Source organism: Rhodanobacter panaciterrae, from assembly GCF_014651895.1.
GTDB classification, from domain to species: Bacteria; Pseudomonadota; Gammaproteobacteria; order Xanthomonadales; family Rhodanobacteraceae; genus Rhodanobacter; species Rhodanobacter panaciterrae.
On sequence record NZ_BMXT01000001.1, the window covers coordinates 372,788 to 398,861 of the forward strand.

Here is a 26,074-nt window from a genome sequence, read left to right on the forward strand (position 1 = left end):
CGGATATCAGCCCAGCCAGAGCCAGACCAGATACACCAGCGGTGCGCACACCAGCAGGAACGGAATCGACACCAGATGCAGCATGCGCAGGCCATGCGGCTGCTTGGCCAGGCGCAGCGCGATCAGGTTCGCCAGCGAGCCGATCGCCACGCCGAAACCGCCCACGTTCACCGCGACCGCCAGGGCGATCGCATCCGGTGTGCGGTCAAGCAGCAGCACCGTCGCCGGCACATTGCTGATCAGCTGCGAGGCGAGGATGCCGCTGGCATACAAGGTCAGCGGCCGGCTGAAGTCGAGTCGGTCCAGCGCATCGCGCACCAGCGACAGTTCGGCGAAGTGGCCCAGTCCCAGAAAGATCGCCGCGAACGTCAGCAGCAGCAGCCAGTCGATTCGCGCCAGGCTCGAACGCGCCAGCAACGCGAATAGCACCAGCAGCAGTACGGCACCCAGTGGAGCCTGGTGGTATTCCATCAACAGCACCATGCCGACCAAGGCGACTGTCGACCATGCGCCGAGCCGGTTCGACGTCACGTGGCCATCGATCTTGTCCGGAGTCAGTTCGATCCGGTCGCGCGGCAGCCACAGCCACGTGAATGTCGCCACCAGCGCGAACATCACGGCCGCCGTCGGCAGCATTGCCAGCACGAAATGCAGGAATGGCATCGACGAGTGCTGCCACAGCAGCAGGTTCTGCGGATTGCCGATCGGGCTCAAGGTGGACCCGGCATTCACCGCTAGCGCCTCCAGCACCACCATGCGCAACACCGGCAGGTTCGAGATGCCGCCGATCGCCAATGTCAGCGGCACGATCAGGAACAGGCTGACGTCGTTGGTCAGCACCATCGACAACAACGCCGTTGCGCTGACCAGTAGCAGGCCGAGACTGCGCAGCGAATGTGCCCGGGCCACCACCGCTACCGCCGCGTGCTGCACCAAGCCACTGTCGCGGATGCCCTGGATCGCGATCAGCAGGCCCATCAAGCCGGCCAGTGTCGGCAGCTGCAGCCAGTACTGATATTTCGCCAGCGGCTGTGGGTCGAGCAGGGCCAGCGCGATCGTCAGCGTGGCGAACAGCAGCAACAACCATTCGGCTTGCAGTTTCTGTATCCACGACGATGACGCGCCAGATGACGGCTTTGCATCACCCATGCATCAGCATCCGGCCGACATGCGCATCACCACTCGCTCAATCCTTCGATCTCGTAAAGCTTCTGCCAGCTCGGGCGTGCGCGCACCAGGTCGGCCAGCCGCTTCAGCGCGGGCCACTCGGTGGCCGGACGCGGCATATTGCGCGACCAACGCATCAGCATGGTCAGCAACAAATCGGCACCGGAGAATTCGGCGCCAAGCAGATACGGTCCATGCGCGGCGAGTTGCGCATCCAGCAGCACCCACACCCCTTCGATCTTGCGCTGCAGGGCGGCGCGCACCTCCGGCGTGTGCTCCGCCGCGCCCAGTTCGGGCGGATAGAACCAGAAGCGGTACGTCGACATCAGCGTGTTGCTGAGATAGACGATCCACTGCTGCCACGCCTCGCGCTCGGGCGTGCCCGGCGCGGGCGCCAGCTTCGCTTCCGAGTGGCGCTCGGCCAGCACCATCAGCAGCGCTGCCGATTCCGACAACGGCCGGCCGTCGATCACCAGCGTCGGCACCACGCCACGCGGATTGAGTTTCAGATAAGCCGGATCGTGCTGCGCCTTGGTATCGAAATCGACCAGCCGCAACTCATGCGGCGCACCGATCTCCAGCAGCGCCAGATGCACCACCATGCTGGCGGTGCCGGGGGAGTAGTAGAGGGTGTACATGCGATTTCCTCAGCGCGTTCGATACACGCGATCTTGGCGGCGGCTCACCCTTCGCGCAACAAGCGCATCGGCGACGTCCGCGTCACCTTCCTTGTCCCAGCCAACCCCAGCAGCATCACCACGAAGGCGGCACCGAGCGCGGCGAACGCGAGTGGCCACAGCGGCGGCACGAAGCCTTCGATATGGAACACGGCGTGGCCAAGCCATAGTCCGGCGCCGGCGGCACCGAAGGCGGCGGTGAGGCCGGCGACCAGGCCGAGCAGGGCGAATTCGCAGGCGGCAGCGACGCGCAGTTGGTTGCGACGTGCACCGAGCGTGCGCAGCAGCGCGGCCTCGTGGCGGCGTTCGGCGGCACTGGCGGCGAGTGCGGCGGCCAGCACCAGCGCGCCGGCGAGCAGGCTGAAGCCGAGGATCCAGCGCACCGCATTGCCGACGCGGTCGACGATCTCGCGCACGCGATCGAGCAGTGAATCGACATCGACCAGACTGAGGTTGGAATAGTCGCGCGACAACTGTGCCAGTTGGGTGGCATGACCGCGCGCCAGATGGAAACTGGCCAGCCAAGTGTGCGGCAGGTCGCCGGCGTGGGCTGGGTCGAGCAACAGGAAGAAGTTGACCCGGAACGAACTCCAGTCGACCTTGCGAATGCTGCCGATCTTCGCCTCGATATTGCCTTCGCCGACGTTGAAGCTCAGCGTGTCGCCCACCTTCAGCGCGAACATGTCGCGCCACATGGTGTCGATCGACACTTCGGCCTCCGCCGGATGCGCACCTTGCCACTGGCCGGCGATCACCTGATTCGACGGCGGCAAGGCATCGGCCCACGACAGCCGCAGCTGCCGGTCGGCCCAGTCCTTCGCGCGTTCGTCGGCGAAGTGCAGCTGGTCGATCGGTGAGCCGTTGATCGCGGTGAGCTTGCCCACCGCCAGCGGCAGCATGTTGAGCTGGTCACCACCGATGCCGGCCAGCGCGTGTTCGAAACCAGCGCGCTGATCGTCCTGCAGATTCAGCGCGAACCAGTTCGGCGTATCCGCAGGCAGTTCCTGTCGCCAGCCCTGCAGCAAAGCCGGTGCGACGATCGCCAGCAACAACAGCGCGCACAGACCGAGACTGAGTGCGGTGGCCTGGATCAGGCTCAGCGTGCGCCGCCGCGCCAGGGCGGCGAGGCCGAGTCGCAGCGCCGGATGCGCGCCGGGTGCGACGCGTCGTGCCAGCCATAGCAACACGGCGGCCAGCAATGCCGCGATCACGGCCACGCCGAGCAGGCTGGCGGCGAGAATGCCGGCCAGCTGCAGCGAGCTGCTCTGGCTCCAGATCAGGCCCAGCGCGACCAGCACGGGAACCAGGTACAGCGCATCGAAACGCCGCACGCGCCGCTGCACGCTCTGGCGGAACACCGCTACCGGCGGCACCTCGGCCAGCCGCACCAGCGGCGGCAGGGCGAAGCCGGCCAGCACGGCGATGCCCATCGCAGCGGCGGCGAACGATGGCGCCAGCGGCAGCAAGGTCGGCACGCTGCCGAACAACGAGCTGGCGAACAACCACGCCAGTTGCGCCAGCCCCAGCGCCAGCAACAGGCCGAGCGCTGTTGCGGGCAGCGCGAGTGCGCCGAGCGTGCCAAGCAGCAGGCCGAGCACGCGCTGGCGTGATGTACCCAGTGCACGCAGCAACGCCACTTCGGAAGTCTTGCGGCGTGCGTAGCGTTGCGCGGACAGCGCAATCGCGATGCCGGCCAGCAACGCCGACAGCAGCGCGGTCAGACGCAGGAACGCGCCGGCCCGATCGAATGCCGAGCGCATGCGTTCCTGAGTTTGCTCCGGCGTGATCAATTCGGCACCTTGCGGCAAGGTCGTCGATTGCGCCCAGTCACGCCAACCCTGCACGGCCGCCGGTTCGCCGGCCAGCAGCAGGCGATGGCGCGCACGGCTGCCGACACCGAGCAGGCCCGCTTTTTCGGCATCGGCCAGATTCATCAGCGCGCGTGGCGCCAGTGCGAACAATTCGCCGCCGTCCGGCTGACGAAGCAGTTCGGCGGCGATGACCAGGTCGCGTCCACCCAGTTGCAGCGGTTGGCCCACTTTCAGATTCAGCGCGACCAGCGCGCGATGATCGAGATAGACCTCGCCAGCGGCGGGTGCATGGCCGTTGTATGGACGTCCATTCGCGTCGCCCAACTCCAGCGTGCCGCGCAGCGGATAGTGCGCATCAGCGGCCTGCACGTCGAGCAACTGGGTCTGCTGATGCGCGAAGGCCACGCTGGGGAAGCTGGCGGTGCGCGTGAGCTGCAAGCCGCGCTGGCGGCCCTCGACGGCGAAGGCTTCCGGCACGGTCTGCGGTGATGCCACGCCGATATCGCCACCGATCAATTCGGCGGCGCTGGCCAGCATGCCGCGCTCGATCCGCGTCGACAGCGTGGCGACCACACCCAGCGCGACCACCGCCAACACCAGCGACGCAGCCAGCGTGCGCAACTCCGGCAGATGCCATTCGCGGCGCAGGCTGCGCAAGGAGAAGCGGAGCAGGTTCATGGGCTTGCTCCTCCCCCTGCACGCAGGGGGAGGTTGGGAGGGGGTTGCTCAAGGTCGCGGCAAAGATCAAAAGCACCCCACCCCAACCCTCCCCTGCGACCAGAGGAAGTCCCTTTGGGGCAAGCAGAGGAGGGGGAAAGAAACCGACGTATCGTGGTGTTCATACGCGTGCTTCCGCATGAGTCACCGCGACGCGACCCTCTTCCAGTTCGATCCGTCGATCGCAACGCGCAGCCAGCGTGGCGTCATGCGTCACCAGCACCAGGGTGGTGCGGTGATCGCGATTCAGCGCGAACAGCAGATCGCATATGTGATGGCCGGTGCGCTGGTCGAGGTTGCCGGTGGGTTCGTCGGCAAACAGCACGCGCGGACCGTGCACGAACGCGCGGGCGATCGCCACGCGCTGCTGCTCGCCGCCGGAAAGCTGGGCCGGATAGTGCCTGCGGCGCGGGGTCAGCCCGACCGCTTCGAGTGCCTCACGTGCGCGTTGGCGTGCCGCGCTGCTGCCTTCCAGCTCCAGCGGCAGCATCACGTTTTCCTCGGCGGTAAGCGCGGGCAGCAGATGGAACGACTGGAACACGAAACCGACCAGTCGTCGGCGCAGGTCGGCCCGCGCTTCCTCATCCAACTGCTCCAGCGCGTGGCCGTGCAGGGCGATGCGGCCGGTATCCGGCGTATCCAGTCCCGCCAGCAAGCCGAGCAGGGTGGTCTTGCCGGAGCCGGAGGCGCCGACGATGGCGAAGCTCTCGCCCGGCTGGATCTGCAGGCTGACCTTGCTGAGGATTTCCAGTCTCCCCTCGGGGCCGCTGACCGACTTGCTAACATCGCAGGCCTCAAGAAGTGGACGGGAAGAATCACTCATGCGTCGATGCCTATGGCTGTTGGTCTTTTTGTGTGGCATCGGCAGCGCCCAGGCGGCGGTGCCGAAAACCGTGCTGGTGCTGGGTGATTCGCTGTCCGCCGCGCACAACATACCGGTCGAGTCCGGCTGGGTGCATCTGCTGGATGCGCGTCTTGGCAAGATGGTGCCGAAGTGGGCCGCGATCAATGCCAGCATCAGCGGCGAGACTTCATTGAGTGGACGCAACCGTTTGCCGGCGCTGCTGGCGAAATATCGACCAACGATCTTGGTGCTGGAGCTGGGTGCGAACGACGGTTTGCGCGGTCTGCCGCTGCCGGCTCTGCGCGACAATCTCGCCGCGATGATCGGGCAGGCGCAGCAGGCGAAGGTGCGGGTGCTGCTGGTCGGCATCGAATTGCCGGTGAACTACGGGCCGCAGTATCGCGATGGGCTGCGTGCGATCTATGCGGATCTTGCACGCGACCGACACACGGCGCTGGTGCCGTTCCTGCTCGACGGCATCGCGCTCGATCCTGCCTTGATGCAGGACGATGGCCTGCATCCAGTCGCCGGCGCCGAGCCGCGCGTGCTGGACACCGTGTGGAAACAATTGCAACCACTGCTCGATCAACCCGCAATACCCAACGGGCTCTGAACCGTCCGCACCGATTTCACGCTACCCTCACCCCCACAACGGTTATCTCTTCACATATGTGAAGGCCACTGAGGTGAGGACGATATGACCGTACATGACGAGCAAGCGGGACTGATTCTTCTGGTCGAGGACAACCGCCAGATAGCCGAAATGGTCGGCGAGTTCCTGGAGCGTCGCGGCTACTCGGTCGACTATGCCGCCGATGGCGTCAGTGGCCTGCATCTGGCGGTCTCCAACAGTTACGACGTGATCGTGCTGGACCTGATGCTGCCGGGTCTGGACGGGCTGGAAGTCTGTCGCAAGCTGCGCCGCGAAGCGAAGAAATCCACCCCGGTGCTGATGCTGACCGCGCGCGACACGCTGGAAGACAAGCTGGTGGGTCTCGAAGCCGGTGCCGACGATTACCTGGTGAAGCCATTCGAAGTACGCGAGCTCGAGGCACGTCTGCGTGCGTTGATCCGCCGCGATCGTCGCCAGGTGTCCACCGAGGTGCTCACGGTCGGCGACATGACCCTGGATACCGCCACGCTGCGACTGACCCGCGACGGCCAGGAGCTGACCGTGTCGCCAATCGGACTGAAGCTGCTGGCGATCCTGATGCGCGAATCGCCACGGGTGGTCAGCCGGCGCGACATCGAGCGCGAAATCTGGGGCGATACGTTGCCCGATTCGGACACCTTGCGCTCGCATCTGTACAACCTGCGTCGGGTCATAGACAAACCCTTCGCACATCCCCTGTTACACACCATCCATTCGGCGGGTTATCGCCTCGCGGATCTGGAGTCGGAAGTGGCGTCGACAACCCAGACAGCCTGACATTGCATCGACAGGGCGAAAACATGTAATGGATAGCAGGGTAGTCAAAGCAGTCACATTCCGTGTGGGTGCGTTCCGGCGACGGATTGCGTGGGTGTTCGGTTTGCAGTTTCTGATCGTGGCGATCGTCTGCATCCTGGGTATTTACAATATCGTGCCGACCGTCGTGGTGATCGCGGTAATCGTGCTCACCACGGCCATCGCGTGGTTCGCCACCCGCCGCGAGTGGCGGCCTGTGCGTGCGCTGGCTCGGTTGGTCAATCGCTGGGATGGCCAGCAGTTCGATCCGGAATCCTTGCATCTGGATCAGATGTCCACCCACACCGACGCCGATGTGGCCTCGCTGGCGCGTGGACTGCATGGGTTTGCCACGCGCATCGCCAACTACAACCAGCGCGAGCGCAACTTCACCCGCGATGCCAGCCATGAACTGCGCAGTCCGCTCACCGTGATCAAGATGTCGGTCGACATGCTGGCCGAGGAGGAGGGCATCAGCGATTTCGGCGCCCGTTCGGTGCGCCGGATCAAGCGTGCCGCGCGCGAGATGGAGGTGCTGGTCGAGGCATTGCTGATCCTCGCCCGCGAGAGCGATAGCGCGACGGATCACGAACGCTTCATTGCCAACGACGTGCTGCGCCGGGAGATGGAATCCGCTCGCGAGTTGCTGACCGGCCGCCCGATCGAGTTGCTGCTGGAGGAGCCGGCGCGGTTTGCGCTGGAGGGTTCGGCGCAGGCCTTCTCGGTGTTGTGCTGGCAGCTGATCCGCAACGCCTGTCAGCAGACCGAACAGGGCAGCGTGGTGGTCAGTGTGCTGCCCGGCGTGGTGAGCGTGAGCAATCACGCGGATCCGCACATACCCGGCGACAGTTCCCGCCCGCTGCGCGTGCATGGCGTGGATCGGCACGGCTTTGAACTGGCGATCGCCCAGCGCATCAGCGACCGCTTCGGCTGGCCGCTGGAATTGCAGACGCGGGTCGGGCAGGAAAACATCGCGCGCATCCGCTTTCCGCATCCGCTGCCGGTCGAGACGATCGCCAGCGCCTGACCGCAGGAGCGCACACGTGCGCCCCTGCGCAAGGATCAGCCGGCTTGCAGCGCCGGGTCCACGCTGAACGCGCAGCCGGTCTTGGCCTTCACGTCGGCGAGACTGACGCCGTCGTTGAGTTCGATCAGCACCAGGCCGTCGCCCTTGTTGACCTTGAATACGCACAGGTCGGTGATGATCAGGTCGACCACCTGCTTGCCGGTCAACGGCAGTTCGCACTCCGTCCGGATCTTCGGCGTGCCGTCCTTCGCGTTGTGCTCCATCAGCACCACCACGCGTTTGACGCCGCTGACCAGATCCATCGCGCCGCCGGGACCTTTGACCATCTTGCCGGGGACCATCCAGTTCGCCAGGTCGCCGTGTGCGGAGACTTCCAGTCCACCCAGGATCGACAGATCGATGTGGCCGCCGCGGATCATCGCGAACGAGTCGGCGCTGGAGAAGAAGCTGGAGCCGGGCAGGGTGGTGATGGTCTGCTTGCCGGCGTTGATCAGGTCGGGATCGATGTTGTCTTCGCTCGGGAACGGGCCGATGCCGAGCAGGCCGTTCTCCGACTGCAGGGTGACATTGACTCCCTCGGGAATGTAGTTCGCCACCATGGTGGGAATGCCGATGCCGAGGTTCACGTAGAAGCCGTCCTGCAACTCCTGCGCGGCACGCTTGGCCATCGCCACGCGGATCGGGCTTTCCTTGCCGCCGACCACGCCGGCGACGGTGCGGAACTCGATGCGCTTCTCGTACTTCGCGCCCTGCACGATGCGGTCGACGTAGATGCCCGGCACGTGCACGCCATCGGGATCGATCGAGCCGACTGGCACGATCTCCTCAACCTCGGCCACGCAGATCTTGCCGCAGGTGGCGATCATCGGATTGAAATTGCGCGCGGTCTCGTGGAACACCAGGTTGCCGTGGGCGTCGCCCTTCCACGCCTTGACGATCGACAGGTCGGCATGGATCGCTTCTTCCAGCACGTATTCCTTGTCGCCGAAGACCTTGGTTTCCTTGCCCTCGGCCAGCTTGGTGCCGAAGCCGGTGCGCGTGTAGAAGCCGGGGATGCCGGCGCCGCCGGCGCGCAGCTTTTCCGCCAGCGTGCCCTGCGGGGTCAGGTGCAGCTCCAATTCGCCTGCCAGCACCTGCCGCTCGAACTCCTTGTTCTCGCCCACGTAGGACGCGTACACGCGTTTCACCTGATGCGTCTTCAGCAGCGGACCCATGCCGAAATCATCCACGCCGGCGTTGTTGCCGACGATGGTCAGCCCCTTGGTGCCGGCCTCCAGCAGCGCGCCGATCAGGTTCTCGGGAATGCCGCACAGGCCGAAGCCGCCCGCAGCGATCGTCATGCCATCGACCAACAGTCCATCAAGAGCTTTCGCCGCGGTGGGGTAAACCTTGTTCATTGCTGTGCCTTCCTGCAGGGAGAGTCAGCTGCCAAGGATACGCCGGATTGGCTACCGGCTGCCCTGTACCAAGGTCGTAGGCCGGGTCTCGCGCCGGCAATTTGAGGGCTTGACGCCATCATTTACGCGTGTAAACATCATTCCACTTACACGCGTAAACGGTGACTCATGGCGATCAGCGAAGCGGAAGCGGTGGTGATGGATGTGCTGTGGCGCGAAGCGCCCCGCAGCGCCGAGGAGATCCTCGCCGAGGTTGGCCCGGCGCAGAACTGGCAGGAAGGCACGGTGAAATCCCTGCTCAACCGCCTGTTGCGGAAGAAGGCAGTGCACGCCGAGCGCGAGGGGCGCCGTTATCTCTACACGCCGCTGCTGAAGCGTGAGCAGTACGTCCAGCAGGAGAGCAAGGGTCTGCTCGATCGCCTGTTCGGCGGACGCGTGGCACCGCTGGTCGCGCACTTCTCCGAGCAGCGCAAGCTGTCGAAGAAGGACATCGCCGAACTACGCAAGCTGCTCAAGGAGCTTGACGATGAGCAGCCTTGAGTTGATGGCGATGGACGGGCTGGAGCACGGCTGGTTGCTGATCCTCGCATTCACCGCCGCCGTACTTGTCGTGGTCGCGTTGCGTAAACCCTGTCGCCGATGGTTCGGTGCCGAGCGCGCCTTTCAGCTGTGGTCGCTGGTGCCATTGGCGATGCTGGTCGGCCAGTTGCCGCATGCCACGAGTACCAGCCGCACGGCACTACCTGTGCTGGTGTACATGATCACCTCGGTGACCGGCGTGCTGCCATCCCACGCTGGTACGTCTGCTGGAATTGGCTGGCGCAGTCTGGTCATGTTGGCTTGGTGCGTGGGCACTGCGATTGTCCTGGCGTCGGCGGTATTCGCGCAGTGGCGCTATCGCAATCGCCTGCGTGGCGCCACGTCGATGACCGACGTGTCCTCGCGCTGGCCAGTATTGCGCGCCACCAGCGCGGATGTCGGGCCGGCGCTGGTCGGCGCCTGGCGTAGCCGGATCGTGTTGCCCGCCGATTTCGAACGTCGTTACGACACCACCGAGCGGGCGTTGATCTTCGCCCACGAAGCGATGCATGCGCGCCGGGGCGATGGTTGGTGGTGCTTGCTGGCACAGATCGTCGTGGCGCTGTTCTGGTTCCATCCATTGGCGTGGTGGGTGCTCGGTGCATTGCGCCACGACCAGGAACTGGCCTGCGACGCCGCGGTGCTGCGCGAGCACGGTGCACAGCGGCGCAGCTATGCGAATGCGATGTTGAAGACCCAATCGGCACTGTTTGCACTGCCGGTGGGTTGCCCCTGGTCACCTCGTCATCCACTCACGGAGCGTATTGCCATGTTGAAGCTGACCCCACCTGGCCGTTTGCAGCGCATCTTCGGGAATATCACCGGTCTCATCCTCGCCACTGCGGTTGCCGGCTCGGTATACGCAGCCAGTGCGATGTCAGATCAGCGCCCGGCAGCCACCTCGAAATCGACTGCTGCCAATGAATACCAACTGGACATGATGGTTGAGCTGGGTAGTGATGGCGCGCACAGCAACCACGCCGAACGCATGACGATTGCGCTGTGCATGACGCCCGGCGTGAGCGCGAGCGCGACCAACCATGGCTGGAAAATAGAAACGAGGACCTTGCCCGAGACTGGCAAGCGAGTGCACATCGATCTGACAGTGGCGGGTCCCGATAAAGCGCCGGTTGAGCATGTCCAGTTGCGCGGTGCGCTCGGCGAGGTGCTGCATGCCGCCGGCAAAGGCAAGGATGACAAGCAACGATATGCATTCGACGTGACGCCATTGGCTGGTTGCCCGGCGCGCACTCCCACTGCCGAGACAAGCGCCCGTTTGTTCATGATCAACCAGAACGTCAAGGATCAGCCTGCGCGCGCAATAGCGGTATCCATGGCGTCCAAGGCGGGGCTTGAGCTGGCCAATCCGGAAGCGCTGGACAATCGTCTGGTTACCTTGAATTTCGAACAGATACCGGCCGAACGCGCCTTGCAGTTGGTCGCTGATATCGACGGCAAGAAGGCCGTGTTCGAGGGCAAGCAGGTGCGTTTCGAGAATAAGTGACCGGTGCGGTTGGCTATACTTTGCCCAACCATCGGGAGAGTGAAGTGAAGCCGCACCGTCTGTTCGTCGCCCTAGCCATCTTTGGAATCGCCAGCCTGAGCCACGCCGCCGTCTCGCCCGTGCTGGTGATCCATGGCGGCGCTGGCGTGATCAGGCGCGACATGACGCCGGCCAGGGAAAAGGTGGTGCGTGCCGCGATGACGCTGGCGCTTAAGAACGGCTATGCCCAGCTGAAGGCGGGCAAGCCGGCGCCGGATGTGGTGGCTGCGGCGATCACCGTGCTGGAGGATGACGAGAACTTCAATGCGGGCAAGGGCTCGGTGTTCACCCACGACGGCAAGAACGAACTCGATGCGGCGATCATGGACGGCAACACGTTGAGTGCCGGTGCGGTGGCCGGCGTGCGGCGGATCAAGAATCCGATCCAGCTGGCGCGGGCGGTGATGGAGAAGACGCCGTATGTAATGCTGTCCGGCGACGGCGCCGAGACATTCGCGCAGAGCATCGGCATGCCGCTGGTCAATCCCTCGTACTTTCGCACCGAAGAGCGCTGGCAGCAGCTGCAGAAGGCGCTCAAGGAAGACGCGGCGAAGCAGCCGCATGCGGACGTCGAGACGGCCAAACATTTCGGTACGGTCGGTGCGGTGGCGCTGGATGTGCAGGGCCATCTCGCCGCTGGCACGTCCACCGGCGGCATGAACGACAAGCGCTGGGGACGCGTCGGCGATTCGCCGATCATCGGAGCCGGCACCTACGCGAATTCCGGCTGTGCGGTGTCCGCCACGGGTTGGGGCGAGTTCTATATCCGCACGGTAGCCGCGCACGAGATCTGCATGAAGGTCACCCAGATGCGTGTGCCGCTGAAGCGCGCCGCAGCCGAGGTGATCAATCAGGAAATTCCCTCGATGGGTGGCAACGGCGGCGCGATCGCGCTGGATGCGGACGGCCAGATTTCGATCCCGTTCAACACCGACGGCATGTATCGCGGCTGGATCGGTGCCGACGGCGTGCCTCACGTGGCGCTCTATGGCGACGAGGACGATGGTACGGCGGAGTTGCCGGCACCGGCTGACAGCGCGGAGTAACCCGGCGCCTAGCGCAGCTTCTGCAGTTGCTCCGGTGTCAACGCACCGCTGATGCCCAGCCGGCTGCCATCGGCGCGGATCACCAGCACGCGCGGCGTCTCGCCGCCCCAGTCCGGGTCGAGCAGGAAGTTGATCTGTTCGGGTGACGCTTCGGCATACGCGCGGGCCGGATAACCGGCCATCTGCATGCTGCGCAGGCGCGCTTCGATCGCCTCGCGTTGTTCGATGCTATCGGTCGTCACCGTGAGCAGTTCGATCTCATGCGGATGCGCGCGCTGCAAGGCGGCGAGGGCTTCGAGGTTCGGTTCGCAATAGGCGCAGTCGAGTGCCCACAGCGCGATGATTCGTTCGCCACGCGCCGGCGGCTGCAGCAGGGCGGGCACCTCGGCCGCGGTTAACGGCTGCAGCGAGCCGGCCATGGCGATGGCCGGCAGCCATAGGGCGAATGCCAGCAGCAGGCGTTTCATCGCGGTGTCTCGATCAGGCGAAAGCCAGTCGCGGTATTCCACGCCACGAACGCGTGCCCCTGCTTCTGCAGCAACTGCGGCGAAGCGACCGCACCGCTGTTGCTGGCGATCTCGCGGGGAGCATCGAAATGCGCACCGTTGTCGGTCGAGCGACGCAGCATCAGCGTGTAGCCGTTCGCGCCGACCTGGTTCCATACCACCCAGACCGTGCGCTCGTGCACGGCCACGTCGGCATGGCTGGCGCCTGTCGTGGCGATCGCCAGCGGATGTTGTGGCGCATGGCCGGGGTCGAGCTGGCCGTACCAGATCGTCGGCTTGCCCTTGGCCTCGTACCACACCGCATGACGGGTACCGTCGCTGCCGATCGCCAGCCCGGGACCGTGATGCGGGCAGCCGGCGATCTGCCAGTCGCTGAAGGTGGCGCGTTCGACCTGGCTGGTCTGGCCGTCCGTGCGCAGCACGGTATAGGCGTGGTCGCGGATGTTGTCGCCGTAGATATTGCGGAAGAACGCAGCGATCCCGCCGTCGGGCAGGCGTGCCAGCGCGATGCGGCAGCATTCGCAGCTCTGGTCGACCAGCTTGCGCTCGGGCACGAAGCTGGCGCCGCCATCATCGGACCAGCTGTAGTACACCGCGGCGCCGAGGTACGGTTTGCCTTGTGCGGTGGTGGCGATCACGTCGCGCTTGTCGATCCACGCGATCACGATGCGGCCGTTGCCATCCACCGCCAGTGCGTCGAAGCGATGGGTGATCTCGGCGTGGTCGTGGTGCACGGTAAGCGGCTTGCTGAAGTGTTCGCGGCGATCCAGCGAGCGGGCGAAGCGCACGAAGCCGGTCCATGGTTTCGCGCGTGGCTGCGACCAGCTCACATACAGTTCGTCGTGCGGACCGAACGCGATCTTCGGGCGGTTCTCGCCCTCGGCGTAGATCGGTTCGGCGATGGCGTTCACGTCGACCGGCGCGCTCAACGTGCGGCCGTCGTCGTCGGAATGGCGCAGGCGTACATGGCCGTTCGCCGCGTCCACCAGGTACAGCCGACCATGGCTGTCGAACGCCGCGCTGGCGCCGAGCTCGGGACCTTTCGGCATGTTCATCGACATGCCTTCGTGCGCGAACAGTGCTGGCGAGAGCAGGCAGAGCAGGGTGATCAGCAGGCGACGCATCGCAGTTCCTCGGAAGGCCAGATTTTGCTCCTCCCCCTGCGCGCAGGGGGAGGCTGGGAGGGGGTAAGGCTTTTGACGTAAGTTACGATCAAGAGCACCCCACCCCAGCCCTCCCCTGCATGCAGGGGAGGGAGCCGTGTGCGCTTGGCGTGAGGGCTTTTCACAACTCCCAGCGCAGCTCACCGAACCAGGTGCGACCGGCGTAGGGATGGTAGACCCAGTACGTCGTGTTGGTGAGGTTGTCGACGCCGAGCGCGGCGGTCCAGCCTGGTGCGAACTTCCAGCGCAGCTTTGCATCCGCCACGGTGAAGCTGCTCACAGCGCCATAGGTGTTGACGAAATCGCTGTTGTTCAATGTCCCGTACTGGCGCCCGGAGTGACGAATGCCGAGTGAGGCGTCCCATTGCGGCGCGAATCGGTAGTCGGCGAACAGGCTGGCACGAACCTTCGGGATGCGCGGGAAGTACTTGCCGTTGGCCAGCGGATACTGGCGATCGTCCAGCGTCTTCGCATCGTTGAACGCGAGGCTGGCCTGCAGGTCGAGGCCTTCCATCCACACATCGATCAGGCCCAGCTCGCCTTCGACGCCGCGCACCCTCATCAGGTTGATGTTCTGCACGCTGGTGACGGTGGGTGTGACGGTGACGTCGGTCTGCGAGTACAGCGCATCGGCGATGCGATCCTGGAACAACGAGACGCGCCAGTGACCGTCGGTCAAATGTTGAGTCAGGCTGAGATCGGTGGATTCGTCGATCTCCGGCTTGAGTGCGGGGTTGTTGTTGATGATCGCATTGGCCGAAATCGTGCCCTGGAACAGCTCGGCCACGGTCGGGTAACGAACGGCTTTGCCGTGCGCCAGTCGCAGCTGCCAGTTGTCGGCGAAATCCCAACTCAAGGCGGCCTTTGGCGAGAAGTCTGTGCGCTGTCGATCCGCGTAGCGCAGCGTACTGCTGGCATTGCCGAGCAGACCATCATAGGCACGCCATTGCTCCAGTCGGCCGCCGATGGTCAGCGCCCACGCCGGGGCGAAGCTCCATACATCCTGCAGGTAAGCGGCACGGGTCTGGGTACGTCCGGCGAATGCGCTGATCTGGGCGCCATCGGCATCGCCGAGCCAGTCGCTGGCATTGCGCACGTGGGTATTGAGCGCGTAGCGGTCGCCATGCACGCCGGCATATAGCGTGTTCTGCTCGCCCAGCGGGCCGGAGCTGCGCAGGTCGAAGGTGCTCCAGCCGGAACCGCTCATGTCGGCAATGCTGCCGGGGCCGCCGACCGGAGTGCCGGGTTCGGCCAGTTTCGCGGTAGCGGCCAGCGAATGCAGGAAGTCGTACTTGCTGGTCACGGCGATCCAGCGCCAGCCGTTGTCGAAGTGACCGTTCAGCTCGGCACCGTACAGCATGTGCGAATCGACCCCGGCGGTCGGCGCGAGACCGCTTGCCGGCAGCGTCCAGGTCTGGCCGGCGGCGCTGATCACGCCGCCGCTGACCGACTGGCCGCTGCTGTTGCGGATCAGGCTGCGGGTGCGATCTTCGGCATCGTTATGCCACCAGCCCAGGGTGAACAGCGCAGCGACATGGTCGGTGATGTCCACGCCGAGTTTCAGCTTGGCTTGGGTCTGCACGGTGTGCTCGATGCTGTTGGCACCGTAAACCAGTCGCGGCGTACCGTTTGGATTGCGATCGAGCGTTGCGCCAGTCACCGGTATCGCTATCGCGGCATTGCCGCCGGGTGCCGCAGTGGCGTACTGCAGCGGTTGGCCGTCGTTGTCCAGTCGGCTCAAGGCGAGCAACCAGCTCCAGCGACCCTGCTTGTTACCCAGCGTGGCGGCGAACTGACGGCCGTTGTAGTGGCCACCGGTGCCGTAAGCGTCATGGAAATCCTGGCTCATGAGCTGCGTGCTGACGCTGGCGACCAGTTGCTGCGGCAGTACGGTGTGGATCAGAACCGTCGTACCCAGCGAGTTGCCCGGGTACAACGCAGAGTACGGCCCGTACATGACATCGACCGCGCCGATCTCTTCCGGCGCCACCATGCCCCAGCGCGGTGCGCCGTTGTAGCCATTGGTCATCAGGTTGGACAGCAGCAGGCCGTCGGCATAGACCAGGCTGCGCGCACTCTGCAGGGTGCCAGCATTGCGTCCGCTGATCACGGCGTTGGGGTCGCCGATGTAGCGCGCGCGCACCATCATGTTCGGCACGTACTTCAGCGCGTCCTCGCTGCTGGTGAGGTTCTGCTGCTGCAGGCGTTGGCGGGTGACGCGTACCTGTACGGCCGGTGTTTCCGTCACCAGACTGTCGCTGGCGTGCACCGATACCGGCGCCAGGGTGGTGGTCGCCGGTGCGGGATCGGCCGCCAGCAGCGAACTACTGGACACGGCAAACACGACAGCGCAAAGGCCGGGCAGGATGGCTTTCAAGCAATACTCTGGATGGGCGTCTAGGGTTGCAAGGATAGTTCGCCGTCAGACGCGCAACAGATGGCGCGTTGTCGCAGCGGGGCGTGCCGGCGACGCATAGCGGTATCGTCCGGCGTGCATGGGATGCGGCAGGCGCTGAAAGGTGCCCGCCGACCTTGCCCCGGCGGGCGACCGAGGAATCAGTCGTCGCGTTCGGGCCGTTCGCGCACCGGGTGCTTGCTCAATTTGCGCTGCAGGGTGCGGCGGTGCATGCCGAGCCGGCGTGCGGTTTCGGAGATGTTGCCGTCGCATTCGGTCAGCACGCGCTGGATGTGCTCCCACTCCAGCCGGCGCAGTGCCAGCGGCTGTTCGGGAGCCTCCGGTAGGTCGCTGTCCTCGCTGTCGCTGTCGCCATCGAGCAGGGCGCGCACCACCGCGTCGGCATCGACCGGTTTGGCCAGATAGTCGTGCGCGCCGCGTTTGATCGCCTCCACTGCAGTGGCGATCGAGGCGTAGCCGGTCAGCAGCAGCACGCGCAGGTCCGGCACCAGCGCATGCAGCTCGGGAATCAGGCGCAGGCCATTGTCTTCGCCCAGCTTCAGGTCGAGTACGCAATAGCGCGGCTGATGCCGGCGGGTCAGTGCGCGGGCTTCATCGAAATTGCTCGCGGTGATGACCTCGAAGCCGCGCGAGCTGAGTGCTCGCGCCAGCACGCGCAGGAAGGTGGCATCGTCGTCGACCAGCAGTAACGGACGTGCTGTGGCGGCGTGGGGCAACTCGGTCATTACGGTGTTTCCTGAAAGTGGAGCAAAGCCCATTCTTGCCGGAAGCGCGGACGCTTGCACGTGCGCCAGCGAGTCATTTTTCGGCGATCACCGCCAAAGGCAGGCGCAGACAGACTTCCGCGCCGTGGTCGGTATTGCCGGCAATCATCTCGCCGTTGAGGCGTTCGGCGGTGGCTTCGGCGAGGGCCAGGCCGATGCCGAGCCCACTCTGTTTTTGCGAGTGGCCGAGCAGGGTAGGCTCGCCAGTGGCGCCAAAGCCGGGGCCATGATCGCGCACGCTCAATTGCAGCCAGCCGGTATCGCGCGATACCAGCAACTCAACCGCGTGCGAGTGGCGGCTGGCCGAGGCATCGGCCGCGTTGTTGAGCAGGTTGAGCAGCGCATGACGTAGCCCCGGCGGTGTGCGCAGCACGGTCTGCGCCGTGGTGTCGTCCAGTTCCAGGGTCAGCTCGGCCTCGGGTCGCAGCAGCTGGAAGCGTTCCAGGCAGCCGTGGATGAACTCGGTCACGCTGAGCCGTTCCGGTTCCTGCGACAACTGCGCCTTGCCGAACGCGACCATCTCGCGAAGGATCGTGCGGCAGCGATCGACCTGACCCTCCAGCAGCGCCAAGTCTTCGGCCAGCGAGGTATCGCCGACGTGCTCGCGGCGTAGTTCCGGCAGCAGGGTGCGCATCGTCGACAGCGGTGTGTTGAGCTCGTGCGCGGCACCGGCGGCCTGGGTGGCGATTGCCAGAATGCCCTCGTCGCGCAGCGCGCGCTCGCGCACCCGCTGCACTTCCAGCTGCTGCACACGCAACGCGTGCGCCAGCCGGTTGATGAAGAAGCCCAGCAGCAGTGCGCTGATCACGAAATTCACGGCCATGCCGGCCACGTGCAGCGAGAAGCCGCCGCGCACCTCGCCGTGCATCGGCATCGGTAACGACACATGCCAGTACAACAGGATCACATAAGCAACGCCGGCCAGTGCGGCCACCGCCAGGATGGCGCGCACCGACAGCGCTGCGGCGCTCAACGCGATCGGCACCAGCAGCAGGGTGATGAACGGATTGCTGGCGCCACCGGTGAAATACAGCAGATAGCCGAGCACCAGCGTATCGGCGGCGATGTGGCCGATGGTTTCCCATTCGCGCACCGGCCATGGCTGGCGTAGCCTCCACGCGGCGAACACCGAGAAAACCGCGAGCAGACCGATGCCGACAAGCAACGGCAGTAACGGGATCTGCAACTGCATCCACCACGCGCAGACGAGTACGGCGACGCTCTGTCCGGCGATCGCGCAGAGTCTCAACCACGCCAGTGTCCGGGCGAGAGCGAAGGGGCCGATGTAGGTGGTGCTGCGATGTGACATCGCGATCATGGGCTGATCAGAAAACCTGTGGAACCCGCCGCCAGCGGCGGCGGGTTCATCGGACTCACGGGTTGTTGAATTCCTCGCTGCGTACGGCGGGCAGCGGATTGTGGTTGTTCGCCGGATCGGAGTGGCTGGCCGACAGCTTGTTCATCAGCGGCAGCATGACCAGTGCGATTACTACGCAGGCGATGCCGACGAAACCGAGCTTGTTGAACAGGCTCACGTAGATCGTCAGCGACTGCACCGGATCGGTGATGTTGTCGGGGATGTGCGCATAGTTCGCCACGATGCTGCCGAGGTACTGCGACAGGCCCACGGCCACGTAGTACGCGCCCATCATGAAGCCGCCCATGCGTGAAGGCACATAGCGGGCGATCATCGCCAGCCCGAGCCCGCTGACCAGCAACTCGCCCAGCGAATACCAGCCATAGCCCCAGACCATCGTCCACGACGACACCTGGCCGGCCACCGCTGCGCTTGCGCCCACGCCATACATGAAGAAACCTACGGCCACGGCGGCGAAGCCCAGCGCGAACTTCAGTGCGATCGAGGGATCCTTGCCGACCCGGCCAAGCGCGTTGTAAGCGAACACCAGCACCGGGCTCAAGACGACGATCCAGATCGCATTGAGGTTCTGGTACTGCTCGGGAATCCAGTTGAACAGGTGCATCCCGAATACGTTGAACGACAGGTCCACGTTGTGCTGCGCGAACAGGTTCAGCGACGTCGCCATCTGCGAGTAGAAGATGAAGAAGAAGATCGTCTGCACGGTCAGCACCAGCGCCGCGATCAGGCCGGCGCGCTCGCTGGGCTTGCTGCTGCGGATCAGGTGCGCGAAAACGCCCAGGATCAGCACGCCGGCAGCGTAGACGCAGACCTTCGCCACGGCTTGGCTCTGCAGGATGAATGCGACGACGAAAATCAGCAGGAAGGCCGCGCCGAAGACCGGCAGCGCGCGACGCATGTTCATCGGCAGGTCGTCTGCAGGCGAACCGATGTGCCGGAGCGCGCGACGCATGAACAGGTAATTGACCATGCCCAGGATCAGGCCGATCGCGCAGACGCCGAACGCGGTGTGCCAGCCCATCGAATCGCCGTAGCGTTTGCCGACGACATCGCGGATCCACGGTGTAGCAGTCATCGAGATCATCGAGCCGATGTTCACCGCCATGTAGTAGATGGTGAATGCGCTGTCGATCTTGGTGTCGTCGCCCTCGTAGATCTTGCGCACCAGGTTGCCCGCGTTGGGCTTGAAGAAGCCGTTGCCGACCACGATCACGCCGAGCGCGAAATAGGTGAGGTTGGCTGGGGTCAACAAGGCCATCAGGCCACTGCCGCCATCGGTCAGACCCAGCGTCTCCGGCGGGATCCACAGGATGCCGTAGCCGATCGCCAGCACCGTCGCGCCGATCAGCATGGTGCGTCGCGTGCCCAGCAGCTTGTCGCCGACCCAGCCACCGATCGCCGGCGTCGCGTAGATCAGCGCGGCCGCCGCGCCCCAGACCAGGTTGGCCTTGGTGTCGACGAAGCCAAGCTTCTTCATCAGGAAGGTGACCATCAACACCTGCATGCCGTAGAAGCCGAAACGCTCCCACATCTCGATCATGAAGACGGTAGTGAAGGAGCGCGTCTGCGAGACGGGCGGGTTCTGGATTGCCATATCTTTTCCGTGCGTGATTCAAACCGTGACGACGCCAGAGTGTCGTCTGTGACATGCGATCCTGAACGGATCACAACCGACGAAGCGTAACCTATTCGCCATCACGGTGTAGCTGCAGTGCGACATGGCAAAAACCTGCGCCAGCCGCGCAACGGCAGCAAATCGGCCGTGCCATGGCGCTGGCGGGCCGCTTGCGGCGGGTGCCTGTGGCATCATGACCGCCTGAATCAAACTGCCTGCGGGGAAGTTGCCACCATGTCGATCGTCGAGCTTCCGCCGTTCGTTGTTGCCGTCATGGCTCTTGCCGGGTCGCCGCTGCCGGCGGCGGCCTGAGCCGGCGCGTCGCGATGGCCGCCGAAGGTTTTCGTGGTCCGAAGCAGCTCTGGAACGCGTTCCAGTGGTCGATGAAAGGTTTCCGGGCGGCCTGGCGCCATGAGGCGTCGTTCCGGCTGGAAGCCTGTCTGGTGATCGTCATGGTGCCGCTGGGTCTGTGGCTCGGTGACGGCGGACTGGAGAAATTCGCGTTGATCGTGGCGCCGTTGCTGGTGCTCTCGGCCGAGTTGCTCAATTCGGCGATCGAGGCGGTGGTCGACAAGGTCAGCCCGGAATTCCACGAACTGGCCGGACGCGCCAAGGACATGGGTTCGGCGGCGGTGTTCGTGCTGCTGGTGATGGTGGCGCTGAGCTGGGCGCTGATTCTCGGGCCGCGCCTGTTCGGCTGAGCGGCTGGTGTTCATCACGAGCTGACACGATTGCACCGAATGGCATGGGATGATGGAATGATCTTCCACCGGTTCGGAGCGACTCCATGAAACTTCTGCGCAATCTCGTGCTGCTGTTGCTCGCCGTCAGCCTGACCGGCTGCGGTTACAACGCGATGCAGCGGCAGGATGAAGCGGTCAAGGCCGCCTGGTCCGAAGTGCTCAACCAGTACCAGCGCCGCGCCGATCTGGTGCCGAACCTGGTCAACACGGTCAAGGGCTATGCGCAGCACGAGGAGAAAGTCTTCGTCGAGGTGACCGAGGCCCGCGCCAAGGTCGGCAGCCTGCAGGTCAATGCGGATACGCTCAACGACCCGCAGAAGCTGCAGCAGTTTCAGGCGGCACAGGGGCAGCTGGGCAGCGCGCTGTCGCGCCTGATGGTGGTCAGCGAAAATTATCCGCAGCTCAAGGCCGACGGCCTGTTCCAGAACCTGCAGGCCCAGCTCGAAGGCACCGAGAACCGCGTTACCGTGGCGCGCAACCGCTATGTGCAGGCGGTGCAGCAGTACAACGAGATGATCCGCACCTTCCCGAACAACCTCACCGCCAAGATGTTCGGCTACACGGTCAAGCCGAACTTCAGCGTGGACAACGAGAAGGCCATCTCCACCGCGCCGACGGTGGACTTCGGTACCGGCACGCCTGCACCCGCCGCCTCGACGCATTGATGATGGCCCGGCGCTGGCCGCGCCTGTGCCTGCTGCTGGCGATGGCCTTGCTGTCGCCGGCGTTGCTGCATGCGGCTGATGCGGTGCCGAAGCTCGCCCGTCACGTCACCGACCTCACCGGCACGCTGACCGCGCCGCAGGTCGATCAGCTGGATGCACAGCTGGTCGCGCTGGAAAAGGCCAAGGGCGCGCAGCTGACCGTGCTGATGGTCGACAGCACGGCGGGACAGGACATCGAAAGCTATTCGCTGGCAGTGGCCGAGACGAACAAGGTCGGCCGCAAGGGCATCGATGACGGCGTGCTGCTGCTGGTCGCGAAGAACGATCGACGCGTGCGCATCGAGGTGGGCTACGGGTTGGAAGGTGCGATTCCCGACGCGGCCACCGCGCGGATTACCCGCGAATACATCGCGCCGAAATTTCGCAGCAACGATTATTTCGGCGGGATCAGCGACGCGGTCGGCGAGTTGACCCAGTTGATCAACGGTGAGGCATTGCCGCCACCGGTGCAGGGCTCTGCTGATGACGAGCGCTCTGGCCCAGGGCTGCAGAACGGTCTGATGATCGGCGTATTCGTGGCGCTGTTCCTGCGCAGCATGCTGGGCCGGGCCACGCCCTGGGTGCGCGCGCCGCTGGGTGCGGTGCTGGTCGGTGGGCTGCTGTGGCTGCTGATTTCGATGGGTGCCGGCATCATCGGCGCGCTGGTCGGCGGCGTGCTGATGCTGTTGCCCGGTGGTGCCGGCCGTTCGATCGGCGGCGGTGGCTGGGGTGGCTTCGGTGGTGGTGGCTGGGGTGGTGGCAGCGGAGGCGGTGGCTTTGGCGGTGGCGGTTTCAGCGGCGGTGGCGGCAGCTTCGGCGGCGGCGGTTCGTCGGGGAGCTGGTGATGGCACGCATGCAGCGAATGCTGACCAATCTGTTCGGTGGCTGGTTTCAACTGCGCCGGCGTTTTCCGGCTGCGCTACTGGACGAGATGGCCACGGCGATTGCCGCCGGCGAACGCACGCATCTTGGTGAAGTCTGTTTCGCGGTCGAGTCGCGACTGGCTCCGTTGGCGGTGCTGGATGGCCTCGATGCGCCAGCCCGCGCGCGCCAGGTGTTCACCCAACTGCGTGTGTGGGATACCGAACACAACAGCGGTGTGCTGTTCTACGTACTGATGGCTGAACACCGCATCGAGATCGTCGCTGATCGCGGCATCGCCGCACGGGTGACGACGGCCGAATGGGATGCGATCTGCGCACGCATGCGCGAGTGCTATGCCCGTGGGCAATGGCGTGATGGCAGCCTCGAAGGCATCGCTGCGGCGCATGCATTGCTGGCCAGGCACTTCCCCGGTAGCGACAATGCCAAGCCGGATGAACTGCCGGATCGACCGGTATTGCTGTGAGCCGTCTGCGGCTTCCTCATAAGAGAGCGAAAACTTTCTGCGGCGGGCAAAAAAATGGCGGGCCACTGGCCCGCCATTTTTGTCTTGCTCGAAGCGATCGATCAGAACTTCTGGTTGTAACGCACGTACCAGAAACGGCCGATGTCGTACGACGGGTTGGCAACAAAGCCGCTGTTACCGATCGAGTTGCTCGATGCGGTGTAGAACAACGGGCTCTGGCGATTGAACAGGTTGTTGGCACCCAGCGAAATGGTGCCATTCCACGACGTGTTCCAACGCACCGACAGGTCGTTGAAGGCAATGCCGCCGACCTGACGCTTCGGAGTGATGCCCACGCCCGGCGTGAAATAGTTCGGCAAGCTGCATTCAGCAACGAACGAGCAGTCTTCCTTCAGGCCAGAGTAGTAACGCACGCCCCAGGTGGCGCCGAAGTTGCCATAGCTCCAGTCCAGACTGGCATTGGAGCGGACACGCCAGGTGGAGTACTGGCCCACGTCGTAGCTGATCGGGTAACCGGAACCGGGATTCAGGTTGTACTTGCTGACGTAGTTGGTATCCAGGCCGACTTTGAACTGGCCGAACGACAGCTTTGGCAAACGGTAGGCGACGTTGAAGTCGTAGCCTTCGTTTTCCAGGTGGCCGCGGTTGGTCAGCGTGTGGCTCAGGTTGATCACCTGACCGTTACTGTCGCGCGAGAACTGACCGCACGCGCTTTGAATGCCACGCAGGTAGCAATCATCCAGCACGTCGTTGGACGAAACCGAGCTGATCAGGTTCTTGATGCGGATGTTGTACCAGTCCAGCGACAGGTTGAGGCCGTCGACATAGCTCGGGCTGTAGACAAAGCCCAGCGTCTTGCTGAGCGATGTTTCGGGCTGGAGCTTCACGTTGGAGCCGGAGAGGAACGGCGTGGTGGACTGTGAGTCGACCGAATCGACCGGCAGGCCGGAAGAGTCAGTCTGGTGGAAGTTCGCACCCAGGCCTGCTGCACGGCATGCCGCGATCGCATTGGCGTTGCCGTTCGCCACGGCGCCAAAGGTGGCGTCGCAAGGATCGGTGTAGTTGTCGAAGGTTTGCGACTGGCCGCCGTACAGATCGTTGATGGTTGGGGAGCGGAAGCCTTCCGAGATGCTGCCGCGCACCAACAGGTCATCGATCGGCTTCCACTGAATGCCGAACTTGCTGTTGGTGGTGTTGCCGAAGGTGCTGTACTTGGAAAAGCGGCTGGCCAGATCGACCGACAGCAGCTTTGCACCTGTGATGTCGACCAGCACGGGAATGTTCAACTCCGCGTAGGCTTCCTTGGTGTTGTACTTGCCCGACGAAGAGTCCGAGGCCAGATCGGTGGAGTTGCCGGTCTGCGAGAAGCCGTCCGGACGGTTGTAACCAGCCTCGCGACGGTATTCCACGCCAGCGGCAAACTGCACCATGCCCGCCGGCAGTTGGACCACATCGCCACCGATATTGGCGGCGAAACCGGTGGTCTGGGTGCCATACGTGCCATTGGTGTTGACGCCGATATAGTCGCGCATCTGCTGGGTCAGGCCACCTGCGCCAGACAGGATGTTCACCGGCGTGCAACCGGCGATCACGGCACCCGGGCTGCCGCATTTGACCACGCCATCAGTGTCCTTGAAGGATGGGCCAAGCGCCTTTTCGAGGTTCAGCAGGTTGTAGTTGCCGGTGCCGAAGATGTCGCCATGATTCTTGTTGTAGAAGGCATTGACATCCCAGTTGAAGTTGCGCTCACCAACCTGGAAAACACCGTCGAGACCGGCGCCGACGCGATAGGTCTTCAGCGTGTTCTTGGTCACGCGCGGCGTCTCGACACCACGGCGCAGGAACTCGACGTCCTGCGGAGCGGCGTAGCCCTGCTGGCTGCCCAGCGGGTTGTAATAGCTGTCCTTGTCCAGCGCCACGCCCGTGTTGGACGTGCCGATCGGATAACCCGCGACCTGGATATTCGCCGTGCGCTCGGTGTAGGCCGCGTCGGCGTGTGCGCTGATGTCGCTGGAGATCTCGTAGGTGGTCTTGCCGAACAGCGACTTACGCTTGGCACCGTTGAGCAGCATCATCTGCTGGTCGGCGTTGTATTTGTCGGCGCTGGTGAAGTCGTGATAGTTGCCGATATTGGTCGGATCGGCACCCGGGTTGAGCTTGATGGGGCCATCGGGGCCGTTCAGGATCAGGCCGCCCGGACCGAAGGAGGACAGGCCTTCCGTCGGGTGACGCGGGCCCAGCGGGTAGCGCGAGAAGTCGCGATCGCTCGCCCATACCGGATCTTCCTTGGCGTAGGTGCCGCTGAACACATAGGACAGCTTGCCGAGCTTGTTGCCCCAGGTGAAATCGTACTGCTGCTGCGCGCCATCGCCCTTGCCGTACTGGCCGTAGTAGACATTGGCGTCGCCGCCCTTGATGTTCGTGCGGGTGATGATGTTGATCACGCCGGCGATCGCGTCGGAGCCGTAGATGGCCGACGCACCGTCCTTCAACACATCGATACGCTCGATGATCGAGGAGGGGATCGTGTCCAGATCGGTGAAGCCGTCGGCATTGGTACCCCAACGGCGACCATCCACCAGCACCAGCGTGCGGGCGGCACCCAGGCCACGCAGTTCGACCGTGGAGCTGCCGGCGTAGGTATTGGAGGTCAGCACGGCGGAGCGGCTGTAGCTCGGCGAGCCGGCAGCGGTGATGTGCGACAAGATGTCGCCGACGCTGACATATCCCTGTTTCAGGATCTCGGCGCGATCAATCGTAAACACCGGTTGTGCGGTTTCCATGTCCACACTGCGAATGCGCGAACCGGTAACCGTGACGGTATCAAGCTGTTTGGCCTGGTCGGTGGAGGCACTGTCCTGGGCCGTGGAGGAGGGCGCGTCCTGCGCGGAAACTGTCCACGTCTGCAGCATCAACGCTGCCGTGATAGCGGTAGCGAGCAAGGTCTTCTGTTTCATGTGTGGGTAAAACTCCGAGCAAAAAACAGCCAATGACCGGCTTGAAAAGCTGGTCATTCAGGCTTTTGGGATAGCGCGTCTCACCTGGGGTTAGGGCTACGCGCCACGGCATCGTCGTGCATGGGGGAAAGACGATGTAACCCCGACGTTAAGTCAAAGGGCAATCAAACTGCAAGAAAAAACGTCGTTAACTTACGATGCGTCTGCGAGAAGCGTGCAACACCA

The 26,074-nt window shown here is 64.3% G+C and carries 22 protein-coding genes; 10 read left to right on the plus strand and 12 right to left on the minus strand.

Annotation, left to right across the window (positions count from 1 at the left end):
• Positions 1-6: 6 nt before the first annotated feature.
• From IE071_RS01680 to IE071_RS01695, 4 genes are all read right to left on the minus strand, one after another.
• Positions 7-1,149: an SLC13 family permease gene (locus IE071_RS01680; protein ID WP_189439450.1), complete on the minus strand. Its 1,143-nt coding sequence runs from the start codon at positions 1,147-1,149 to the stop codon at positions 7-9.
• Positions 1,150-1,175: 26 nt separating this feature from the next.
• Positions 1,176-1,805 carry a glutathione S-transferase family protein gene (locus tag IE071_RS01685; RefSeq protein ID WP_189439451.1) on the minus strand — a complete coding sequence of 210 codons (630 nt, stop codon included), beginning with the start codon at positions 1,803-1,805 and terminating at the stop codon, positions 1,176-1,178.
• A gap of 44 nt (positions 1,806-1,849) precedes the next feature.
• Positions 1,850-4,333 carry an ABC transporter permease gene (locus IE071_RS01690; protein ID WP_189439452.1) on the minus strand — a complete coding sequence of 828 codons (2,484 nt, stop codon included), beginning with the start codon at positions 4,331-4,333 and terminating at the stop codon, positions 1,850-1,852.
• Between the two features lie 160 nt (positions 4,334-4,493).
• Entirely contained in the window at positions 4,494-5,195 is a 702-nt protein-coding gene (locus IE071_RS01695; RefSeq protein ID WP_189439453.1) for an ABC transporter ATP-binding protein, read from the minus strand.
• Here IE071_RS01695 and IE071_RS01700 point away from each other — a divergent pair.
• From IE071_RS01700 to IE071_RS01710, 3 genes are all read left to right on the plus strand, one after another.
• Entirely contained in the window at positions 5,194-5,829 is a 636-nt protein-coding gene (locus IE071_RS01700; RefSeq protein WP_189439454.1) for an arylesterase, read from the plus strand. The two genes, IE071_RS01695 and IE071_RS01700, sit on opposite strands and share 2 nt — an antisense overlap.
• Before the next feature lie 84 nt (positions 5,830-5,913).
• The gene (locus IE071_RS01705) at positions 5,914-6,645 is read left to right on the plus strand and encodes a response regulator transcription factor (protein ID WP_072761749.1); all 732 of its coding nucleotides are present in this window, start codon (positions 5,914-5,916) and stop codon (positions 6,643-6,645) included.
• A 28-nt stretch (positions 6,646-6,673) separates the two neighbouring features.
• Positions 6,674-7,690 (plus strand): sensor histidine kinase, encoded by a 1,017-nt coding sequence (locus IE071_RS01710; protein ID WP_189439455.1) that lies wholly within the window; start codon positions 6,674-6,676, stop codon positions 7,688-7,690.
• A gap of 35 nt (positions 7,691-7,725) precedes the next feature.
• Here IE071_RS01710 and IE071_RS15955 read toward each other — a convergent pair whose 3' ends face one another.
• On the minus strand, positions 7,726-9,087 hold the full coding sequence (locus tag IE071_RS15955; RefSeq protein WP_189439456.1) for a 3-oxoacid CoA-transferase: 1,362 nt from the start codon (positions 9,085-9,087) through the stop codon (positions 7,726-7,728).
• Positions 9,088-9,255: 168 nt separating this feature from the next.
• Here IE071_RS15955 and IE071_RS01720 point away from each other — a divergent pair, with 168 nt between their 5' ends.
• From IE071_RS01720 to IE071_RS01730, 3 genes are all read left to right on the plus strand, one after another.
• Positions 9,256-9,627 carry a BlaI/MecI/CopY family transcriptional regulator gene (locus IE071_RS01720; protein WP_189439457.1) on the plus strand — a complete coding sequence of 124 codons (372 nt, stop codon included), beginning with the start codon at positions 9,256-9,258 and terminating at the stop codon, positions 9,625-9,627.
• Positions 9,614-11,170, plus strand: coding sequence for a M56 family metallopeptidase (locus IE071_RS01725; RefSeq protein ID WP_189439458.1), 1,557 nt, complete (start codon positions 9,614-9,616; stop codon positions 11,168-11,170). Before IE071_RS01720 ends, IE071_RS01725 begins: the two co-directional genes overlap by 14 nt.
• Before the next feature lie 95 nt (positions 11,171-11,265).
• The gene (locus IE071_RS01730) at positions 11,266-12,255 is read left to right on the plus strand and encodes an isoaspartyl peptidase/L-asparaginase family protein (protein WP_189440843.1); all 990 of its coding nucleotides are present in this window, start codon (positions 11,266-11,268) and stop codon (positions 12,253-12,255) included.
• Between the two features lie 8 nt (positions 12,256-12,263).
• On the opposite strand, the gene IE071_RS01735 is transcribed toward IE071_RS01730, so the two are convergent.
• The 6 genes from IE071_RS01735 to IE071_RS01760 form a co-directional block, all read right to left on the minus strand.
• Entirely contained in the window at positions 12,264-12,722 is a 459-nt protein-coding gene (locus IE071_RS01735; RefSeq protein WP_189439459.1) for a thioredoxin domain-containing protein, read from the minus strand.
• Positions 12,719-13,885: a sialidase family protein gene (locus IE071_RS01740; protein WP_189439460.1), complete on the minus strand. Its 1,167-nt coding sequence runs from the start codon at positions 13,883-13,885 to the stop codon at positions 12,719-12,721. The genes IE071_RS01735 and IE071_RS01740 overlap by 4 nt, the downstream gene beginning before the upstream one ends.
• A 160-nt stretch (positions 13,886-14,045) precedes the next feature.
• On the minus strand, positions 14,046-16,301 hold the full coding sequence (locus IE071_RS01745) for a TonB-dependent receptor (protein WP_189439461.1): 2,256 nt from the start codon (positions 16,299-16,301) through the stop codon (positions 14,046-14,048).
• 179 nt (positions 16,302-16,480) lie between these two features.
• Positions 16,481-17,065 (minus strand): response regulator transcription factor, encoded by a 585-nt coding sequence (locus IE071_RS01750; RefSeq protein ID WP_189439462.1) that lies wholly within the window; start codon positions 17,063-17,065, stop codon positions 16,481-16,483.
• 73 nt (positions 17,066-17,138) lie between these two features.
• On the minus strand, positions 17,139-18,413 hold the full coding sequence (locus tag IE071_RS01755; protein WP_189440844.1) for an ATP-binding protein: 1,275 nt from the start codon (positions 18,411-18,413) through the stop codon (positions 17,139-17,141).
• A 64-nt stretch (positions 18,414-18,477) separates the two neighbouring features.
• A complete protein-coding gene (locus IE071_RS01760; RefSeq protein ID WP_189439463.1) occupies positions 18,478-20,076 on the minus strand; it encodes a peptide MFS transporter in 1,599 nt (532 codons plus the stop codon).
• Between the two features lie 347 nt (positions 20,077-20,423).
• Here IE071_RS01760 and IE071_RS01765 point away from each other — a divergent pair, with 347 nt between their 5' ends.
• The 4 genes from IE071_RS01765 to IE071_RS01780 all read left to right on the plus strand — a co-directional run bounded on the left by IE071_RS01765 (position 20,424) and on the right by IE071_RS01780 (position 22,892).
• Positions 20,424-20,798, plus strand: coding sequence for a diacylglycerol kinase (locus tag IE071_RS01765; RefSeq protein WP_189439464.1), 375 nt, complete (start codon positions 20,424-20,426; stop codon positions 20,796-20,798).
• Positions 20,799-20,884: 86 nt separating this feature from the next.
• Complete coding sequence (locus tag IE071_RS01770) at positions 20,885-21,505, plus strand: LemA family protein (RefSeq protein ID WP_189439465.1); 621 nt, start codon at positions 20,885-20,887, stop codon at positions 21,503-21,505.
• On the plus strand, positions 21,505-22,389 hold the full coding sequence (locus IE071_RS01775) for a TPM domain-containing protein (protein ID WP_189439466.1): 885 nt from the start codon (positions 21,505-21,507) through the stop codon (positions 22,387-22,389). Before IE071_RS01770 ends, IE071_RS01775 begins: the two co-directional genes overlap by 1 nt.
• Entirely contained in the window at positions 22,389-22,892 is a 504-nt protein-coding gene (locus IE071_RS01780; RefSeq protein WP_189439467.1) for a TPM domain-containing protein, read from the plus strand. Before IE071_RS01775 ends, IE071_RS01780 begins: the two co-directional genes overlap by 1 nt.
• Positions 22,893-22,993: 101 nt before the next feature.
• On the opposite strand, the gene IE071_RS01785 is transcribed toward IE071_RS01780, so the two are convergent.
• Positions 22,994-25,849 (minus strand): TonB-dependent receptor plug domain-containing protein, encoded by a 2,856-nt coding sequence (locus IE071_RS01785; RefSeq protein ID WP_189439468.1) that lies wholly within the window; start codon positions 25,847-25,849, stop codon positions 22,994-22,996.
• Between the last annotated feature and the right edge of the window lie 225 nt (positions 25,850-26,074).

Excerpts from the sequence above, each read along its gene's own strand:
- IE071_RS01755 (WP_189440844.1), bottom strand. The coding sequence starts at position 18,413 with ATGTCACATCGCAGCACCACCTACATCGGCCCCTTCGCTCTCGCCCGG.
- IE071_RS01710 (WP_189439455.1), top strand. The coding sequence starts at position 6,674 with ATGGATAGCAGGGTAGTCAAAGCAGTCACATTCCGTGTGGGTGCGTTC.
- IE071_RS01695 (WP_189439453.1), bottom strand. The coding sequence starts at position 5,195 with ATGAGTGATTCTTCCCGTCCACTTCTTGAGGCCTGCGATGTTAGCAAG.
- IE071_RS01720 (WP_189439457.1), top strand. The coding sequence starts at position 9,256 with ATGGCGATCAGCGAAGCGGAAGCGGTGGTGATGGATGTGCTGTGGCGC.
- IE071_RS01680 (WP_189439450.1), bottom strand. The coding sequence starts at position 1,149 with ATGGGTGATGCAAAGCCGTCATCTGGCGCGTCATCGTCGTGGATACAG.
- IE071_RS01760 (WP_189439463.1), bottom strand. The coding sequence starts at position 20,076 with ATGGCAATCCAGAACCCGCCCGTCTCGCAGACGCGCTCCTTCACTACC.
- IE071_RS01765 (WP_189439464.1), top strand. The coding sequence starts at position 20,424 with ATGGCCGCCGAAGGTTTTCGTGGTCCGAAGCAGCTCTGGAACGCGTTC.
- IE071_RS01780 (WP_189439467.1), top strand. The coding sequence starts at position 22,389 with ATGGCACGCATGCAGCGAATGCTGACCAATCTGTTCGGTGGCTGGTTT.
- IE071_RS01770 (WP_189439465.1), top strand. The coding sequence starts at position 20,885 with ATGAAACTTCTGCGCAATCTCGTGCTGCTGTTGCTCGCCGTCAGCCTG.
- IE071_RS01705 (WP_072761749.1), top strand. The coding sequence starts at position 5,914 with ATGACCGTACATGACGAGCAAGCGGGACTGATTCTTCTGGTCGAGGAC.
- IE071_RS01700 (WP_189439454.1), top strand. The coding sequence starts at position 5,194 with ATGCGTCGATGCCTATGGCTGTTGGTCTTTTTGTGTGGCATCGGCAGC.
- IE071_RS01775 (WP_189439466.1), top strand. The coding sequence starts at position 21,505 with ATGATGGCCCGGCGCTGGCCGCGCCTGTGCCTGCTGCTGGCGATGGCC.
- IE071_RS01685 (WP_189439451.1), bottom strand. The coding sequence starts at position 1,805 with ATGTACACCCTCTACTACTCCCCCGGCACCGCCAGCATGGTGGTGCAT.
- IE071_RS01690 (WP_189439452.1), bottom strand. The coding sequence starts at position 4,333 with ATGAACCTGCTCCGCTTCTCCTTGCGCAGCCTGCGCCGCGAATGGCAT.
- IE071_RS01750 (WP_189439462.1), bottom strand. The coding sequence starts at position 17,065 with ATGACCGAGTTGCCCCACGCCGCCACAGCACGTCCGTTACTGCTGGTC.
- IE071_RS01735 (WP_189439459.1), bottom strand. The coding sequence starts at position 12,722 with ATGAAACGCCTGCTGCTGGCATTCGCCCTATGGCTGCCGGCCATCGCC.
- IE071_RS01785 (WP_189439468.1), bottom strand. The coding sequence starts at position 25,849 with ATGAAACAGAAGACCTTGCTCGCTACCGCTATCACGGCAGCGTTGATG.
- IE071_RS15955 (WP_189439456.1), bottom strand. The coding sequence starts at position 9,087 with ATGAACAAGGTTTACCCCACCGCGGCGAAAGCTCTTGATGGACTGTTG.
- IE071_RS01740 (WP_189439460.1), bottom strand. The coding sequence starts at position 13,885 with ATGCGTCGCCTGCTGATCACCCTGCTCTGCCTGCTCTCGCCAGCACTG.
- IE071_RS01725 (WP_189439458.1), top strand. The coding sequence starts at position 9,614 with ATGAGCAGCCTTGAGTTGATGGCGATGGACGGGCTGGAGCACGGCTGG.